Source organism: Streptomyces stoeckheimensis (genome assembly GCF_045822005.1).
Classification (GTDB): Bacteria; Actinomycetota; Actinomycetes; order Streptomycetales; family Streptomycetaceae; genus Streptomyces; species Streptomyces stoeckheimensis.
In genome coordinates, this window is sequence record NZ_CP169550.1 from 9,011,269 (window position 1) to 9,026,946 (window position 15,678).

The following is a 15,678-nucleotide window of genomic DNA, read 5'->3' on the forward strand; positions in this document are numbered from 1 at the left end:
CGGCGCAACCGCCATCGCGGTCCTCCCTCGATGGCGGTTGCGTCGTGCCTCAGTTCAGCCGGGTGGTGGCGTAGGCCTCGATGGCGTCGCGCTGGTATGCGGCCAGACCCGGGGCGATGGCCTCGTATGCGGCGCGCCACGTCTCGTTGTCGACGATGGAGCGTCCGATGGCCCTGTAGTCCTCTGCGGAGACAGTGCGCAGTTCGGTCAGTGCCCGGTACTGGGCGTCGATTTCGGCCTGGACCGGGTCGGCGTCGGCGGGGTGGCCTGCGGCCATGAGTTCGGCCAGCCGGATCATCTGCGCGGTGCGATCACGGTGCGCGGCGTCGGCGTCCGCCTGGCTCATCGCGACGGCGCGTCGTGCGACCGCTTCGGCGAGTTCGGGGAAGTCGTGCATGTTTCCCTCGTACTGGGAGGGGGTCACGCCCTCGAAGAGGTTCTCCGGTCGGTTGATGGTCATGGGGTTGCCGTCCTTCCTGGACTGCTCCAGTTCGGCGATCGTGCGGGAGACGGTGCCGGCCAGGGCGTCGAGCCGGTCCCGTTCTACGAGGAGCCTCTGGTGGTGGCCGCGCAGGGCATCCACCTCGTCGACCTGTTCAGACAGGATCCGGCCGATCTCAGGCAGCCCGACGCCCAGCGCCCGCAACACGAGGATCTGCTGCAGCCGCAGGAGCTGGCGCTCCTCGTAGTAGCGGTAACCGTTGACGCCGATCCGGGCCGGCGGCAGCAGGCCCGTCTCGGCGTAGTGGCGCAGTGTCCGGGCGGTAACGCCCGACATCCGGGCCACCTCCGCAATCGGCCAGTCCATCACGACTCCTGCACGTGTGTGTCGCCGGGCCGGTGTCTCCGGCCCTCGTCACGAAGGTAGGAGCTGCCGCAACGGCAACTTCAACCCCAAGACCCAAGATCCTCCCAATCGAACAGGCGCGGTCTGCACCCCAGGCGGAACGGCCTCCGCCCCCTGCCGAAACGCGAAGGACCAGCTCGAGGAAGCCCAGCGAATCAACGCCGAATACCTGCGTACCGCAGAAGCGACCGACCGCTGACCGCATCCCTCAGCGACCGACTCCTGCAACGGGGTGCGCGACGAGATGGCAGGCCTCGCGCTGTTGATCGACACTGGGCGCGGTGACGGCCGCAGATGCCGCCGCTTCCGCGTCATCGCGCCGGCCTACGACTCGACCGGCAGGCCATCGGCGCCGCTGCTCGACATCCATCTCCTTCCGCGCGGCGACCCGCGCGTTCTTCAGTCAGATCCCCACCTGCGTGCCCTGGAAGGCAGCGTTCATGTTCATGGCGTGGGTGACGGTCATGCCGGACTTCTTCGTCCATCCGACCAGGCAACACCTCGGAGACGATCTCTACGGCGTGCAGGTGTCGTGGGAGACGACGCCGTTGTCCACGGTGAAGCGGAACTTCTTCCCGGCGTAGGCGAGCGTGGTCATGGGGGCCTCCCTGCCATTCAGAAGACTCCGTTGGAGTGCGGCAGCTCGGCCGGGACCGGCGCGATGACGTCCCAGTGTTCGACGATCTTGCCGTTGGCGACGCGGAACAGGTCCCAATACGTCACGGGCACGCCGAACTCGCCCTCGGACTGCAGCAGCACCAGATCGCCCTCGGCGACGACCTTGTGCACCGTCTTGTAGACCAGGTTCTTGCCCTGCTGGCTCCAGGTCGCGGCGGCGGCGCCGAAGCCGTCCAGACCGTCGGCGGCCTGCGGGTTGTGCTGGAGGTAGGTTTCGGTGGAGATGAAGTCGGCCAGCACCGAGTAGTCGGCTCCCTTGAGGACCTTCTCCGCGAACTCTGTGACCAGGGCACGGTTGGCCTCGGTCGCGTCCAGGTCACGCGGCTCGCCCTGCCCGTCGGTCTGCGAGCGGCCGGAAGCGGTCTTGGCCACGACCGGAGTGAGGGCGTCCCAGTGCTCGGCCAGCTTGCCGTCGGCGTCGACGCGGAACAGATCGAAGGCCACCAGCGGGTCCGGCCCGAAGCCGTAGTAGGTGCCGTGCAGGGCCACCAGGTCACCGTCGGCGATCACGCGGGCGCCCTCGTAGCGGAAGCCCTCGGGCAAGGCGGCGATCAGGTCACGCAGGGCCTGCGGCCCGTCCGCGGCCAGGCTGCTGTGCTGCGTGTAATCGGAGGCGACCCAGCGGTCCACAGCCGACGGGTCCTTGTCCCCGAACAGTTCCCCCGCGGCCTTCAGGACGCTTTCCTTGCTGCTCACGGCATTGCTCCGCTCTCGGTGTTCCGGTGCCGCTCCTGCGGACCGGCCTGACATCCACTCTCGGTGAGTAGTGCACCTGCCGCGACTTCGTCGACCACTCCTGCCGTCCGGGCACGCTGCTGTATGTGCGTCCCGGACAGGTGCCGCGCTTCCCCGGCCTGGGGGAAGAGAGAGCCCCGGCAAGGTGGTGCCGGGGCTCACACGGAGTGGTTTGTCAGCGGTCCATCAGGACGAACACGCCCCATCCGAGGTATTCGCGCTGGTACCTGGCGTGCTGGACCGGTGCCGTGGTGAGTTCCGCGCGCATCTCGGCGGCGAGTTCGTCGTGGGTGTTGGCGTCGAGCCAGCGTCGGATGTTGAGCCACTGCGCAGTGACGTACCGGTCCCAGCTGTCCTGGTCGGCGAGGACCATCTCAACGCCGTCACAGCCCAGGTCCCCGAACCGCTGGAGCAGTTCCGGCAGGGTAAGCAGGTCGGCTTTGCGGGCCATGTGGCAGCCCTCGACGACCGTCTGGTACTCGGGCTCGCGGCGCCAGTACGGCTCCCCGACCGGCATCAGGCCGCCGGGAGCGAGACTGCGCCGAAGGAGTTCGACAGTCCCGGCCACGCCTGAGCCCATCCAGGTCGCGCAGACACAGGCGGCTATTCCGACGGGATCGTCGGCGACTTGGCCTGAGGCGTCCGCATGCACGAAGTCGACCCGGTCACCAACGCCCAGTTCCGCAGCTCGCTCACGGGCGGCGTCGGTGAAGACGGAGCTGATGTCGACCCCGGTGCCCGTGACACCGTGGTCCCGGGCCCAAATGCACAGCATCTCGCCCTTGCTGGAGGCGAGATCGAGCATGCGCGTGCCCGGCACCGGGCTGATGGTCCGGCCCAGGAGGGTCAGTTTCCGCTGGTGAACGGGTTGCAGATGCGATGGCTGCTCTCGCGGATGGTGAAGCTACGCGGCAGATCCATGACAGGGGACGGCGGGCGCCTCATGCGATGCGGTCACCGACTGGTGCGCGATCACGTCCTACAGGAGCGAGCGTCGGCACCTCCGGTCAGCAGATCGGCCCCACGGTTCGGAACGGCTCCTGGCACTGGACATGTACGCGTGGCCAGAGGAGCAGCTCACCGCGCTGGGCCCGCAGGCATGCGCGTGCGACATCGATGCTCTGGGGGCGGCCCGATCCTGGGGAGAGCGGCCTGCGAAGTTGAACGCGCGATCCAGCGCGAAGACCGGATCACTGTCTGCCAATACCGTGGCCTGCCCACAGCTCCGCCGGTCACCGCCGTGGTCAACATCAACCACTATGAATCGTGACCGGCTACCCCTGCGGCGGGTTGCTTCCCCGGAGCCCACCTCTGCCGGCTCAGGGACACGGGAGAACCATGGACCTGCACAACCGCCTCCTGCTCGAAGACAACATCCTGATCATCACCATCCACGACCCCGTAGCCACCGAAGAGCGTGCCGCTCTGACCGAGGCCATCGACCTGCTCATCGATGAACACCGCCCCGCCGCCCTGGTCATCACCCTCGAACCCGCGGCCGACACACCCGCCGGCGTTTCCGTCGTTCTGCGCACGCACCGCCACTGCACCGAAAACGGCATCCCCATGGCCGCGGCAGCCGCGCACCCCGCGAACCGCTACCTCATCAAGTCCAACCAGCCCACCCTGCCCGTCCACACGCACACCGACCACGCACTCCTCACCGCCCGAACGCTCCTGCGCCGGTAGCCCGACATTCAGCGCCCTGTCCGCTCCCCGGATTGGTCGAGGAGAGCTTGCGGGCAGGAGCGCGTCCCCGGTGGTGACGTTTGTGGCGGCCGCGGCGAAGAAGGCGACGGATGCTTTCTTGGCCGCATGCCGCCGGGCGTCCAGCTCGGTCCGATCGGCGACCTTGCGTAGCGCGTGAGTGCGCCCCAACCATCGCTGATTGAGGGTGACCCGACGCTGACGTCCTGGCCGTCCGGTTGTGGTGGTCCCATAGGCCCGGCAACTCGTGCGCTCCCGTGGCGGGCGTTGTCGGCTGACCGAAGGGGGTCAGCCGCCACCCGAGTTGGCCGAGGCCGAACCTCCGGAGAACCAGGTCGAGTGGGACCGCGGCTCATCGCGCGTGCTGCGCTCGGTGCGCAGCTCCACCACGACCGCAGCCGGACCGAGTAGGGCCTCCAGTGCGTCGGCGAGCCGCTGCGGGTCGCCGACGAACGGGAGCGGGGCGAGCCGCTCCCGGCCGCCCCGCAGGCCGAGTTCCAGTGCGAGCGTGGAGACGGCCGGCTTGCGATCCCCCTGGTACGGCTCCACCACCTTGTGCGTCAGCCGCACCTCGCGCAGGGTGTCGACGGGCAGCCAGTCGTCCGGCCCGGCACCCCGGACCAACCGCAGAGACGCGGGCACCCCGGCCGGCGCGAACTCCACCCGCAGGATGTCCCGGGCCCGAGAAGAGGCCAGCGCCAGCCAGCCGAGCAGGTACTCCAGGCCGGCGATCACCCCCACCACCACGAACACGGTCGACGCCCGCGCCCCGGCCAGCGCCATCCAGAAGGCGACGAGCAGGGTCGGCGCGCCCAGGACGAGCGGAGTCAACAGCGCCTGCCCCGCCGAGGTCAGCGCGTTCCACACCGGCCCGGCCGGGCCGGCGCTCAGGAGCAGATCCGTCGAGTCGGGGCCTTGTCTCAGCAAGGGATCGGTGGCCATGCCTCCAGCGTAGGACCGGTCCGCCGGCCGCCGGAGGGATTTTCGGCGGCCGTTGAAGGGCTGGGAACGGTGTCCTCGGCGCGGGTCCCTGTCAGGACTCGCAGGGAAGGTTGACGATGCGGACGGTGTACGCCGAGGAGACCCAGCGGTTGGTGCCCACCTTGCGGAAGCCGTTGGTGGTGGACGACGACGCGAGGATCGTGGAGCCGTTGGCGTAGGACCCGACGACCGAGTAGCTGGTGCCGGGTCCGCTGCGGATCAGCAGACCGCCGCTGGCGTTGACCTTGTAGTAGCACTGGGTGGCGAGCGCCCCGGCCGGCGCGAGCTCCACGGCCGCGCCCGTCGTGCGGGCGGGTGCGGCGGCCTGGGCCGTGAGACCGCCGCCGAGGAGCGCGGCGGCGGCCAGGGCCGCCACGGCCGCCGTGCGGGCGGCGGAGCGACGCGGTGACATGGTGCGGCGTGCTGCTGTGACGGTCATGGAATCGGTTCCCCTTGCGTCGTCGGTTCTGGGTGCGGAACACGTACGTAGGAGCAGGCCCGGCAGGCCGAGCGGTGTCACCGCTCAAAGACACCGGAGCCGCGCACGACGTTAGCGGCATCGGGGCGATCAGCCTCCTGTCACACGAGAACTCCCCAACCGGAACGGGGGAAGTGACCCGTTCCGGTTGGGAACAGCAACGGTTCCAGGAGGGCCGGGAGGTTCCCGCTCCGCCAGGATCCGGCGGGCAGGCGACAGGCCGGCATCGATCACGCGATCGAGATCTGTTCCATCGCGGCTGGCCGGGCCTCTGCTCGGTTGGCCTGCGGCGATCCCGTGGCCAGTGCGGCCCACCGCACTGCGCACGGGCCGCACGGCAGGGGTCGTTCTAAGGGCGGTGGACGGGGCGGGGGCGCGTTGGGGTCGAGGGGGATGGGTTTGCCGCCCGGGCCGAACTTGTATTTCCGCCCCTTCGTCTGTGGGCTGCCGCTGTGGCTGGCCCGCGCGGACAGACTGTGCCCGGCCCGTGCAGCGCGCACGCCGGGCTCACCCGAACGCGGGATCGCGGTGCCGTCGTACACGGCAGCGGGGCCGCACTGCATCGGGGGGTGCGCCGCGGCCCCGCTGCCCGGTTCCCCCGGGGCAGTACCACCGGGCTGGTCCTGCGCCGCGCCATTCGCTGAGGCCTTCGCCGTAGGGTGCGGCGTCGTCGAGGTCGGCCGGCACGGTCGAGAAGCTCGAGGACGTCGTCCTGGCCGAAGGCGCGGCCGAGGATCTCTCCGTCGCAGCGCACCCGGCGCCCGGGGCAGGCCCGCCAGATCGCCGCGTACGTGACCGGTTTTGTTCACGAGAGTTCTCGTGAACAAGGCCAACGTGATCGCCCTCGTGTCGGCGTACACCGGAATCAGGTCGGTACAGCTGTAAATGCACAGCCTTGAGGGGATGTCACCCGTCATGAGATGTCGGCACGGTGCCCGGATCTACGCGGCCGGTGCCGCCAGGCGGAAGCCCACACCGATCGCTTCAAGGTCCGATTCATAGGCACCGTGGCGGCGGGCGCACCGGGCCAGGTCCCGGTCGTGGCGGAAGGCGCCGCCACGGGTGATGTGCCGGTCGAAGGCCCAATCCTCGGTGCTCGGCACCTCTGCGGGCGCGCCAGGGTAGGGAGCGTAGAGCGTGGAGGTCCACTCGTCGGCGTTACCCACCATGTCCAGCACGCCGAAGGGGCTGGCTCCGTCGGGAAACGAGCCGACCGGCGTCGTGGTGCCGATGCCGAGGTCCACCAGATTGGCCAGGCCGGTGCGGTACTCCTCACCCCACGGGAACTCCCGGCCGTCGTCGCCCCGCGCGGCGCGCTCCCACTCGTCCTCCGTGGGCAGCCGCACATCGAGGCCGAGCCGTTCCCCAATCCACCGGCAGTAGGCCGTTGCCGCCTCCCAGGCGACCCCGATGACCGGGTGGTCCGCCGACGTCTGCGAGACCGGTCGACCGGTGGCCGCCGCGAAGAGTGCCCACTGGCCGACCGTGACCGGGGTGCGGGCGATCCTGAACGCCGGGATGTGGATCTCCGCGCGCGGGGCTTCTTTCGCGTACCACTCCACCGGCACCCTGGTGTCCGCGTAGCGGCGGGCCACTGCCGCCACCTCGTCGACCGGCGTACCTCGACACAGCAACCCGGCGGGAATCTCTACCCAGTTCACTTGCTCTACTCGCATGGCTCCTCCTCGGCTCGAGCGGACAATCCTCATGATCACCTTGGTGGTCGGGGCGGGCATCGGCCGATGGGCCCATCTCGACAGCGACCTTAGAACCAGGACTTCGGGACACGGACCAGCTGTGCTCCGGCATAAGGAGGGGTGCACGACCCGGGGCACCCGTGGTTGATATGTCAGCGGTTCTTCGGGGGATTGCCGCTTCTTCAACCCTGGGGCCCCGGAGGCGTATGGATTTTCTCTGTCAATGCGGTCGCGGGACGCTGCCTTCGGCCCGAACCCTGTGGTTTGCGGCCGCCCGCGCCCTGGTGTGTGCCTTCGCCCTTCGCCACGGCGACGTACGGGGCCCTGGGAGCGGTAGCTCCGCGCCAAAGAAGGGCACCCAGCACGACTGGTTTCACGGCGCCGGTAGGGCGCCGATCTGCTGCATCACCCCGAGGAGGTCGGGCTGGCCTCGTTCGCCGACGATCCGGCCGGCGGCCAGGTAGTAGAAGTTCATGGCTTGCACCGAGATCTTGTTGCCGCTCGCCGGGATCCCGAAGAATTCACCGTCGTGGGTTCCCCGCATGGTGAACCGCGCGGCCACGGTGTCGCCTTCGGTGACCGTCTCCTCCAGCGTCCACTGGACGTCGGGGAAGGCGCTGCGCATCATCCCGATGACTTCCATGTACCCATCGGGCCCCCGCAGTGGTTCCGGGTGGCTTGGCGCGTGGAACACCGCGTCCGGAGAAATGACCTCGCGAGCGAGACCCTCGTCGCCCGTGTTGATGAATTCGACGAAACGGTTCATCACTGACTCGGTGGACTGCGATGGCATCTTGCTGTGCCTCTCCAGAGACGTTTGGGCGGATGCCTGCGAGCGTAACATCGAATCGATGTGCACATCGTTTCGATGTCCGCGTGCGAAGATGGAGGCATGCTGGAACTCGCGATACTCGGCTTCCTCGCCGAGGGACCCCTGGCTGGACACGAGCTGCGCCGCCGCGTCTCACAGCTGACCGGCTATACGCGGCCGGTCAGTGACGGCAGCCTGTATCCGGCGATCAATCGCCTGACCAGGGCAGGCTTGATCGAGCGGCGCGCCGACCCGGCCTCAGGGGCGGCCCGGTACGTGCTCAGCCTGACCGCGGCCGGACGGGCCGACATGCTGCAGCGTCTGCGCCAGCCCGCCGACCACGAGATCACCGACTTCACACGGTTCTACATCGTGCTGGCATTCCTCTCCCACCTGCCCGACGTAGCCGAGCAGCACGCGGTGCTGCGCAGACGGCTGGAGTTCCTGGAAGAATCGGCGAGCTTCTTCTACGACCACGAGCGGCCCCTGCGTGCCGAGGAAGTCGCCGACCCCTACCGGCGGGGCATGCTGCTCACCGCCCGCGCCACCAGTCGCGCGGAGCGGACCTGGCTGCGCGAAGCCCTCGGGGAGGAACCGCCCGTATTCGACACCGCATGCACTGACAGCGATCCGTATGCGCCCGCCGCTCCCGCGAGCTGACTGTCCACGGAGGTACCCCCATGCTTGCTTCCTGGTACGACGACCAGGGACCCGCCACCGATGTCCTGCACGTCGGTGAACTCCCTGATCCCGTCCCCGGCCCCGGCGAGGTCCGCGTCCGTGTCACCGTCTCGGGAGTCAACCCCGGCGACACCAAGAAGCGGCGCGGCTGGCTCGGCTCGTCCATGCCCTTCCCGCGGGTGATCCCGCACAGCGACGCCGCCGGAGTCATCGACGCCGTCGGCACCGGAGGCGACGCCCGCCGCGTCGGACAGCGGGTCTGGGTATACGGCGGCCAGTCCTACCGCCCCTTCGGCACGGCCGCTCAGTACACCGTCGTACCCGAGAACCAAGCCGTACCTCTGCCCGACCACCTCGGCGACGAGCTGGGGGCGAGCCTCGGCATCCCCGGCATCACCGCCCACCGCACCGTCTTCGCCGACGGCCCGGTCGACGGCCGAATGGTCCTGGTCCACGGAGTCCTCGGCGGCGTCGGCTCCCTGGCCGCCCAGCTCGCCCACTGGGCCGGCGCCACCGTAATCGCCACCGTCCGCCGCACCGCGGACCTCGACCACGTCGACCCGGCCGTCGTCGCCCACGCCGTCGCTCTGGATACCGGCGACCCTGCAGCGGCCATCCGCTCGTACGCGCCGCGGGGCGTCGACCGGATCATCGAGGTCGCGCTGTCCGACAACGCCGATCTCGACAACGCCGTCGCCGCCAACAACGCAGTCATCGCCGCCTACGCCACCCGCACGGACCGCACCGAGATCCCCTTCTGGCCGCTGCTGTTCAACAACGTCACCCTGCGGCTGCTCGGCAGCGACGACTTCCCCGGCGAGGCCAAGGGCCAGGCCGCCCGCGACCTCACCTCCGCAGCCGCCGTCGGTGCCCTCAGGGTCGATGTCCGCGAGCGCTACGCGCTCGAGGACATCGCCAAGGCCCACGACCACGTCGACGCCGGCAGTGGCCACGGCCGCATCCTGGTCACCATCCCGTAGAAACGACCGGGTTCGCTGTCAACGCGGTTCCGCACTCGGCGTGCGTTGTCGCCGGACAGCGGAGTGCGGTCTATGGGGTGTCGCCGGTCAGGACCAGAGGGTAGGGGGAGCCGAGCGTGGGCACGTCGGCGAGGAGCCGTGCGTGCAGTTCGGGCATCTTCACACGGCGGTCTTCTCCTGGAGCTGGGGGAAGGCTTCCTCCCACACCTCCCGCACGCTCGGCCCGGCCAGGGTCCGCAGCACCGGCCACAGGCTGGCGAGCAGCTCAGCGTTCAGGAAGCGGCACAGGTCCTCTCGGGTGCCCTCGGCCAGGACGGTGCGGTAGAGGCCCATGCGCTGGCGGGGCTGATCAAGGTCGAAAGCGCGCAGCCCGGACCAGGCCACGTGCAGGGGAAGCTCGATGACTCCGTGGACGGGACCGGTCAGCGCGGACAGGCTCGCGGGCAGCCGCCGGGCGAATTTCAGCCTGTACAGCACGGCGTCGTCGAGACCGTGGTCGGAGGCAGTCATGCCGAGAGCATCCACCGGCCCGGCCCCGTACGGGTCGGCACTCGCGGGCCGGGGTCTCTTCGATGTCGAGCAGACCGCAGTCGCTGGTGTTCATGAGAACGGCAGGGCGGAGCGCTCGACCTGGCTACTGTGGCGGCTGGATCAGGCGGCGGACGGACTCGATCACCGTGTCGCGGTGGCGGGCCAGCCGCTCGGGGGGCCAGGCGGCGCCCGGTCCGCCCGCCGTCGTTCCGCCGGCCGCGCCCGTCCATGCCTGCGCCAGGCCCATCGCGAGCGCGAGCAGATCCGCTGGATCGAGTCCGGGGTCGATGAGCCCCGCCCGCTGCGCCTGTTCCACCGCCGTGATCTTGGCCCGGTAGGACTCCGCCTCGGCGTCGGTGCTGCCGGGACGCTCCAGCTGCTTCCACTGCACCAGTCGCATCAGGTCGGGTCGCGCGACGAGATGGTCGAAGACGGCCCCCACGTAACCGGGCAGGTCCTGGGCGTCGAAGGGCACCGATTCCGAGCCCGTCTCCAGCGCACGCTGGAGCACGGCGTCGAAGAGCTGCTCTTTGTTGCCGTAGTAGACGTAGATGAGCCGCTTGTTCGCCTGGGCGGCCTCCGCGATGCGGTCGACGCGCGCCCCGGCGATGCCGTGGGCGGCGAACTCGGAGAAGGCCGCGTCGAGCAGCCGTGCCTTCGTTGCGCTGGAATCCCGTGCCATGTCGGGCAGCCTAGCAAGTAACTATCTAGTTATTGACATCCGCCGCACGCCCGATGCAGACTCGAACTATCCAGTTAGTTACTTGTTTGCCGCGACCCGATGGAGGACACCATGGAGATGCGCGCACTGGGCGGCCAGGGATTGAAGGTCGGAGCCGAGGGCCTCGGTCTGATGGGCATGAGCGCCCACTACGGAGCCACCGACGAGACCGAGTCCCTCGCCACCATCGACCGCGCACTCGAGCTGGGAGTGACCCTGCTCGACACTGCGGAGGGCTACGGCCCGTTCCGCAACGAGCAGCTCCTCGGCAAGGCCCTCGCCGGCCGCCGCGACGCCGCCGTCATCGCCACCAAAACCGGCGTCGAGTTCACCGACGAGGGGGCCTTCCGGGGCCACAACGGCAGCCCCGAGTACATCCGGCGCTCGGCCGACCGCTCCCTGCGCCACCTCGGGACCGACCACATCGACCTCTACTACCTCCACCGCGTCGACCCGAACGTGCCGATCGAGGAGAGCGTCGGAGCCATGGCCGAGCTGGTCGCCGCCGGCAAAGTCGGCCACATAGGGATCTGCGAGGCCGCCGCGTCCACCATCGTGCGCGCCCACGCCGTTCACCCGCTGGCCGCCGTGCAGACCGAGTACAGCCTCTTCGAGCGCGGCATCGAGCACGACGGCGTCCTGGACACCCTGCGCGAGCTCAAGATCGGCCTCGTCGCCTACTCCCCGCTGGGCCGCGGCTTCCTGTCGGGGGCCGTGACCAGCCCGGACGACTTCGCCGCCGACGACTTCCGCCGCACGGACCCCCGCTTCCAGGGCGAGAACTTCGACCGGAACCTGGCCGTCGTCGACCGGGTCCGCGCCCTCGCCGCCGAGAAGGGCGTCACCCCCTCGCAGCTCGCGCTCGCCTGGACCCTGCGCATGGGTGCCGTGCCCATCCCCGGGACCAAGCGCCGCCGCTACCTGGAGGAGAACGTCGCCGCGACCGCGGTCGCGCTCACCGATGCCGACCTGGCCTCCATCGACGCCGTCGCACCGCACGGAGTGGTCGCGGGGGACCGGTACGCGCCCGAGCTCACGGGCTCGCTGAACGGCTGACCCGAAGCCCTGCCGCAGCCGCGGCCAGCACGGGGACCCCCGTACGAGGTCGTCTTCAACGGGCTGGCCCTGCGGTGACTAGGCCGTTTCTTGCCGATATCTGATCGGGTGCATGCCCGTGCACGCCGGGATGCACCCCCTATCCCCGTTCTCCAGGCATGCCTCGGCGTACCCCTTCGTGAAGCGGAGGGACTCGTGGAAGAGCGCGTCTACGACGGGTGTCCCTGCCGCCAGCGCCCCCAAGAAGCTGTGTCAGAACCCCAGTTGGGCAGCCTTCCCGCAGGGTTGCGGCGTAGGCGGCGCGCTGCTGGAACAGGGTCGTGGCGGTGTTGGTGTCCTTGCCCGTTTTGACCGTGACCGTCTTTCCGGCGTTCAGGGTGAACGTGGCGAAGGTGTAGACGTGGCTGGAGGCGTCACGTCATCTGTCATGACGCAAGGCTAGGACGATCTAGGGCCGGGGGACCTCGGGTTCGGAGCATTGCCCGGTGGCTGAAGCAGGACCATGACCTGGGCGGCCTCAACATCGAAGCCGAGCACCGGATGGGTCGAGGTGACGACCGTCCCGTTTCCGGAGGCGGTCACCACGCTGTTGGAGCGGTTGGAGGAGGAGATCGGGCGGCTGGCGAAGACGTCCCCGCTGGCGGCGGTGCGGGCGGCCCGCCAGCTCGAGGTAGTCGCCGAGCGGGTCGGGTACTGGGCGGCCCGCGGCACCGCAAGCGACCTCGACACCGCACAGGCCGCCGCCCACCTCGGGTCAGGGGTCTTGTGGGCGGTGCAGACGTCGCAAGCGCTGGCGATGGGGTCGTTCGTGATCATCCACCGGGCCTCCCCGGTCGTGAGGGTGCCGCCCCTGCTGCCGGTGGTCGCCTCGCATCCGGGCTGGTGGATCCGCAGCGTGAGGCCGCTCCCCGGTCTGGAGCGGGTCTGTATCCGTTCCCCGATCCATAGGCCGACCTCGGCGGGCACCGGCGGTGGGGGTGTGGGTGGTCGGCGGTGCAGCTTGGGGACGTCGTTGTACGAGGTCCCAGGTACAGGGCGGACGCGGTCGGCGGGGACGCCGAGTTCGACCAGGTCCGCGGTGATGTCCTGCCCGGTGCTGGCGGTACGGCTGGACCCGGCGCGCAGGGCGACCGTGTAGACCCACTGGCCGGCGTCGGTCTGCCACCGCCGCACGAGCCGGCCCGCTACCTCACCGTCGGGCAGCTCCGGTCATGGGCGGGAGCAGGGAAGGCTGCTGACGCCGGGCAGCCCCGGTCATGGGCGGGTGCGGGCGAGGCGCTCGTCACGCTCGCCCTGACAGCCCCGGCAGAGGGGGTTCCCACCGTGTCCGTAGCGGCAGGTTTGAGCGTGACTTCTCTGCACTTCACGCGCAGACAAGATCTGCTGCGTGTCAGGTGGTTGCCGCAGGTCCTGTCCAAAGATGCTCACCTGGAGCATGGTTGGCTGCCCGGTTAGCCGCGAGGTGCGCGTCTCGCCGCTGGAGCACGCCTTCGGCGTGAACCGCTCGCAGGGCGGACTCGATTACGAACAGCCGCCCAAACTGGTAGTCATCGGCGTTGAGTGACTTGTCGCCTTCAGTCAGGAAGAACTTGATGCTCCCGTCCGCGAACTGCTCGACGTGGGGTGTCAGCACCTTGAAGCGAGCGTAGCGGGCGTAGTCGATGCCGAGGGCAAGTACCTGCATAGCCTCGCGGAGCTGTTGGGTCACCTCGGTGAGTTTCGCGACCTGCTGGGCTTGCTTGTCGTGGTAGGCCGCCCTGGTCAGCCGGAACCTCGCCAGATTCGGGCCGAAGCGAAAGGGCCGTCGGCCAGGGTATTTCACCTTGGGTAGCTCCGCGTGAAATTGGATCAGGTCCGTGAGTGCCAGCGCCAGTCCAGCCATCGCCGTAGGGTAGTCGGCCAGCACAGCATGGGTGTCGGCATCCTCCAGCAGTTTGACGGTTTCCACCCGACTCACCAGGTCGATCATGTCGATGTCCTCGAAGCGTGCGCCGAAGATCATTGGGCAGGCATCCGTGAAGAAGGACGAGACGTCGCCCCGCGCTTGGTCGATGGCCCGCGCAGAGGGGAAGGCGCCGTAGTGCTTGAGCGCCACCCTCAGCTTGTTGGCCCGGTCCATCGCCAACTTGCCGGGAAGCTGACTGCCGGCTGGGAGTCCCGGCTGGAGCTTTGTCCAATACTCAACGAAACTGATCTGAGTGGGCACGTTGACCTGCAGATGTTCCACTGCGAGGAGCAGGAAATGCTCCACTGCGTCCTGAAACGACAGGATCGCCGTTGATGACATCGGCTCGGGCAGCGCGGACTGGGTTACCCCCTGCTCGTGAAGGTAGCGAATGAATGCAAGTCGCTGAACGGTCTGTGGGGTCGGTGGGCTGGACAACTAGGGCTCCTGCTTCGCTGGATGGGCTTACGCCCGGTCGCGGCGTGCTACCGCCGCACCAGCAGATCCTTCTCTAGTTGACTGAACCGTGCCAGCGATTTGGGCTGCGCGGGTAGGGAACGCTAGTGCAGTTAATACGCCACCGGGCGCGGGGTCCGGTCTGGCTGGGAGCCCAAGTGACCAGCACGGGGCGCGGGTGGGGGGTAGTGGGGGGCTGCTCGCTCATGCAGCGCTCCGTGCCGTGGGGGTATGGGTGCGGGCGGTGCGGCGCAGCTCGGCGGCGCCGGTTCGCCACTGGGCGGGGGAGGCCCAGTAGGGGTGGGTGGCGAGGCGGAGGTCGAGGAGGACCAGGGCGCGGCGCAGCGCGGCCGTGCCGGTCCCGGCGGGGGCGTGCGCGAGGGCGGTGTAGGTCCGCTCCCGTTCCTGCTGGAGGGCGAGGAGGTCGGCGGGGAAGCAGTGCGGTGTCACCCCCCAACTAAAACACGTGTTCGAATTCCACCGCGAGTCTCCGACGGCGGGTCACCGGCCGTAGGTGTCCTGGCAGAGCGCGGTGATGGCCGGGCTGTTCACGCCGTGTGCGGAGCGGCACAGCGCGGCCATGTCCCCGGCCCGCACCCCGGGCGCGGGGCGCCCGGTGCGGCGTGGTGCGGGCGTGCGGCCGCCGGCCTTCGCGGAGCCCGTGGACTCGCGCTTGCTCCGCGCGGTGGGGTGCGCGCCGGTCTTGGGTGTGGTGGCCCTGTGTGGCCGTGGGGGCTGCTGGCGGGCCGGGCGGGGAGTGCTCGGGCTGCGCCGGTCCGCTGCGGCTGCGGGAGCTTCGTGGGCGGGGCCGGGCACACGCTGCGCGGGGTCGGCGCGGAGGCCGGAGGAGTGGGTGCCGGGCAGGGGCGAGAGGGGCAGTGCCGCAGGGGCGGCGGCGCGCTGCTCGGGTAGGCCGGGGCCCGGGTGTTTTTGGTCGGCCACCACCGTGGGAGAGGCCTTCGAGGCCGAGCCAGGGGCGGGGTGGACGGTGACCCATCCGGGGCCCGCGAGCAGCGTGACGAGGAGCAGGGGCAGAGACCAGCGACGCATGCCGCCACCGTGCCGCATGCAGGTCCCAGAGCGGCCCAGGCGGCCCCGCTGCGCCCCTCGGATGGATGACGCGGCGGGCCGCCGCCGGACCGTGTCGCGCCGGGCGGGGCGACCCTGGAAGAGGGACTGCGAGGGAGGCCCAGGAGATGGTGCTCAGACCGCCGGTTGAGCCGATGCTGGCGCAGGCCGCGGAGTCGTTGCCCGGCCCGGCCGCGCTGCGGGCAGGGGTGGCCTACGAGCAGAAGCTGGACGGGCACCGGGCGCTCGTCTTCACCGCGGCCGACCCGGGCGGCGCGGTGATGGTACAGACCCGCCGCGGGTCGC

At 69.7% G+C, this 15,678-nt stretch carries 17 protein-coding genes and 1 pseudogene; 5 read left to right on the forward strand and 13 right to left on the reverse strand.

The features are described 5' to 3' along the window. Window positions 1-49 precede the first annotated feature (49 nt). A complete protein-coding gene (locus tag ACE1OC_RS40900) occupies window positions 50-808 on the reverse strand; it encodes a MerR family transcriptional regulator (RefSeq protein ID WP_407841339.1) in 759 nt (252 codons plus the stop codon). Window positions 809-1,128: 320 nt separating this feature from the next. Here ACE1OC_RS40900 and ACE1OC_RS40905 point away from each other — a divergent pair, with 320 nt between their 5' ends. Beyond that, complete coding sequence (locus tag ACE1OC_RS40905) at window positions 1,129-1,431, forward strand: hypothetical protein (RefSeq protein ID WP_407841340.1); 303 nt, start codon at window positions 1,129-1,131, stop codon at window positions 1,429-1,431. 31 nt (window positions 1,432-1,462) lie between these two features. Here ACE1OC_RS40905 and ACE1OC_RS40910 read toward each other — a convergent pair whose 3' ends face one another. Further along, window positions 1,463-2,221: a nuclear transport factor 2 family protein gene (locus ACE1OC_RS40910; RefSeq protein ID WP_407841341.1), complete on the reverse strand. Its 759-nt coding sequence runs from the start codon at window positions 2,219-2,221 to the stop codon at window positions 1,463-1,465. Window positions 2,222-2,435: 214 nt separating this feature from the next. Next, window positions 2,436-3,181 (reverse strand): annotated as a pseudogene (locus tag ACE1OC_RS40915) (SAM-dependent methyltransferase). A 417-nt stretch (window positions 3,182-3,598) separates the two neighbouring features. Here ACE1OC_RS40915 and ACE1OC_RS40920 point away from each other — a divergent pair. Next, window positions 3,599-3,949 (forward strand): hypothetical protein, encoded by a 351-nt coding sequence (locus tag ACE1OC_RS40920; RefSeq protein WP_407841342.1) that lies wholly within the window; start codon window positions 3,599-3,601, stop codon window positions 3,947-3,949. A 306-nt stretch (window positions 3,950-4,255) separates the two neighbouring features. On the opposite strand, the gene ACE1OC_RS40925 is transcribed toward ACE1OC_RS40920, so the two are convergent. The 4 genes from ACE1OC_RS40925 to ACE1OC_RS40940 form a co-directional block, all read right to left on the reverse strand. Continuing rightward, window positions 4,256-4,909, reverse strand: a complete 654-nt coding sequence (locus ACE1OC_RS40925) for a hypothetical protein (RefSeq protein ID WP_407841343.1) — start codon at window positions 4,907-4,909, stop codon at window positions 4,256-4,258. A 91-nt stretch (window positions 4,910-5,000) separates the two neighbouring features. Continuing rightward, window positions 5,001-5,387, reverse strand: coding sequence for an SH3 domain-containing protein (locus tag ACE1OC_RS40930; RefSeq protein WP_250753252.1), 387 nt, complete (start codon window positions 5,385-5,387; stop codon window positions 5,001-5,003). 980 nt (window positions 5,388-6,367) lie between these two features. After that, complete coding sequence (locus tag ACE1OC_RS40935; protein WP_407841344.1) at window positions 6,368-7,102, reverse strand: formylglycine-generating enzyme family protein; 735 nt, start codon at window positions 7,100-7,102, stop codon at window positions 6,368-6,370. A gap of 394 nt (window positions 7,103-7,496) precedes the next feature. Continuing rightward, window positions 7,497-7,916, reverse strand: coding sequence for an ester cyclase (locus ACE1OC_RS40940; protein WP_407841345.1), 420 nt, complete (start codon window positions 7,914-7,916; stop codon window positions 7,497-7,499). Window positions 7,917-8,015: 99 nt separating this feature from the next. On the opposite strand from ACE1OC_RS40940, the gene ACE1OC_RS40945 reads away from it, so the two are divergent. Both ACE1OC_RS40945 and ACE1OC_RS40950 read left to right on the forward strand, forming a co-directional pair. Continuing rightward, a complete protein-coding gene (locus ACE1OC_RS40945) occupies window positions 8,016-8,594 on the forward strand; it encodes a PadR family transcriptional regulator (RefSeq protein WP_407841346.1) in 579 nt (192 codons plus the stop codon). A 20-nt stretch (window positions 8,595-8,614) separates the two neighbouring features. Continuing rightward, window positions 8,615-9,595: an NADPH:quinone reductase gene (locus tag ACE1OC_RS40950; RefSeq protein WP_407841347.1), complete on the forward strand. Its 981-nt coding sequence runs from the start codon at window positions 8,615-8,617 to the stop codon at window positions 9,593-9,595. Between the two features lie 159 nt (window positions 9,596-9,754). Here the strand turns inward: ACE1OC_RS40950 and ACE1OC_RS40955 are convergent, their stop codons facing one another. Further along, window positions 9,755-10,105 carry a transcriptional regulator gene (locus ACE1OC_RS40955; RefSeq protein ID WP_407841348.1) on the reverse strand — a complete coding sequence of 117 codons (351 nt, stop codon included), beginning with the start codon at window positions 10,103-10,105 and terminating at the stop codon, window positions 9,755-9,757. A 124-nt stretch (window positions 10,106-10,229) separates the two neighbouring features. Next, window positions 10,230-10,808, reverse strand: coding sequence for a TetR family transcriptional regulator (locus ACE1OC_RS40960; protein WP_407841349.1), 579 nt, complete (start codon window positions 10,806-10,808; stop codon window positions 10,230-10,232). Between the two features lie 111 nt (window positions 10,809-10,919). On the opposite strand from ACE1OC_RS40960, the gene ACE1OC_RS40965 reads away from it, so the two are divergent. Beyond that, a complete protein-coding gene (locus tag ACE1OC_RS40965; RefSeq protein ID WP_407841350.1) occupies window positions 10,920-11,903 on the forward strand; it encodes an aldo/keto reductase in 984 nt (327 codons plus the stop codon). Between the two features lie 438 nt (window positions 11,904-12,341). Here ACE1OC_RS40965 and ACE1OC_RS40970 read toward each other — a convergent pair whose 3' ends face one another. From ACE1OC_RS40970 to ACE1OC_RS40985, 4 genes are all read right to left on the reverse strand, one after another. Continuing rightward, window positions 12,342-13,076: a hypothetical protein gene (locus ACE1OC_RS40970; protein ID WP_407841351.1), complete on the reverse strand. Its 735-nt coding sequence runs from the start codon at window positions 13,074-13,076 to the stop codon at window positions 12,342-12,344. 217 nt (window positions 13,077-13,293) lie between these two features. Further along, window positions 13,294-14,286 carry a hypothetical protein gene (locus tag ACE1OC_RS40975; protein ID WP_407841352.1) on the reverse strand — a complete coding sequence of 331 codons (993 nt, stop codon included), beginning with the start codon at window positions 14,284-14,286 and terminating at the stop codon, window positions 13,294-13,296. 222 nt (window positions 14,287-14,508) lie between these two features. After that, window positions 14,509-14,754, reverse strand: a complete 246-nt coding sequence (locus ACE1OC_RS40980; protein ID WP_407841353.1) for a hypothetical protein — start codon at window positions 14,752-14,754, stop codon at window positions 14,509-14,511. Window positions 14,755-14,805: 51 nt separating this feature from the next. Continuing rightward, entirely contained in the window at window positions 14,806-15,354 is a 549-nt protein-coding gene (locus ACE1OC_RS40985) for a hypothetical protein (protein ID WP_407841354.1), read from the reverse strand. Window positions 15,355-15,678 lie beyond the last annotated feature (324 nt).